The 1,092-nt window shown below is 39.5% G+C and carries 1 protein-coding gene; it reads left to right on the top strand.

Translation table 11 applies throughout. From position 1 onward, the window contains the following. Positions 1-52: 52 nt before the first annotated feature. Positions 53-1,076, top strand: a protein-coding gene (locus AACT19_RS22410) for an IS630 family transposase (RefSeq protein ID WP_099426184.1) whose coding sequence is annotated in 2 segments (ribosomal slippage) — positions 53-499 and positions 501-1,076 — 1,023 coding nt in all. Because the reading frame shifts where the segments join, the coding sequence is not laid out codon by codon here. Positions 1,077-1,092 lie beyond the last annotated feature (16 nt).

The following is a 1,092-nucleotide window of genomic DNA, read 5'->3' as shown; positions in this document are numbered from 1 at the left end:
ATACCAATTCCATTAAATTCATGATCTAATATAGACTCTGAAAGGAGCCTATATGAACTCAGATTTATCAAAGCTTATCGGCGCAACCTCCAACGCGAGGTTGAGGCTAAGATTACTCGCGGTCTCTCACTTTATCGATGGTAAAAATCGAACTGAAATCGCGTCATTTCTTAAAGTCAGTCGTCTCAGTGTGAATAAATGGATCAAGGCCTATCTTGATTTTGGTGTTGAAGGGTTAGTAGAAAAACCTCATACAGGAAGACCTTCCAGACTCACTATTGAGCAAAAAAAACATCTTAAAGAATACGTCACTTCAAATGCAATAAAACCTGAGGGTGGGCGCTTACAAGGGAGTGACATCACACAATTCATCCTTGATGAATTTGATATATCTTACCAGCCATCCGGTGTATACCGCTTACTGCATGAACTTAATTTGAGTTGGATAACGACACGTTCAAAGCACCCAAAACAATCAGAAGAAGCTCAAGAATCTTTTAAAAAAATTCCCAATAGAAACGATCCTTAAGATCCCTGGGCATATCCACTTAAAAGAAGTGCTTGTTTGGTTTCAAGATGAAGCTAGATTTGGTCAACGCAATACCACAACCAAGATTTGGGCAGAAAAAGGAACTCGACCTAGAGCCGTTCAACAGCAACAATTTGAGTACGCTTATTTGTTTGGAGCCGTTTGTATCAATACAGGCGAAGCTGAAGCTATTGTTTCACCGTTAAGCAACATGGAAGCAATGACGAAGCATCTTGAATTAATCTCAACGGCGACCCCTAGAGGTAAACATTCCGTGGTTATTATGGATCAAGCGAGCTGGCATCAAACACATTTAGCCAATCATTTTAAGAACATCACGATAATCCATATCCCGCCATATTCACCAGAATTAAACCCGATAGAACAAGTTTGGCAATGGCTTCGACAATACAAGTTAGCGAATAGGTGTTTTGAAAACTATAACGATATAGTGAACTCAGTATGCAATGCTTGGAACAGTTTTTGTGAAGATAAACGCAGAGTCCAATCCCTCTGCTTTAGAGATTGGACTCGATTGGTAAGTTAATTAATGGAATTGGTAT

Source organism: Vibrio sp. 10N.222.47.A9 (assembly GCF_963872585.1).
In the GTDB taxonomy this organism is placed as follows: domain Bacteria; phylum Pseudomonadota; class Gammaproteobacteria; order Enterobacterales; family Vibrionaceae; genus Vibrio; species Vibrio splendidus.
Note: the sequence above shows the minus strand (reverse complement) of the source record. Positions and strands in the feature narration are given on the sequence as shown.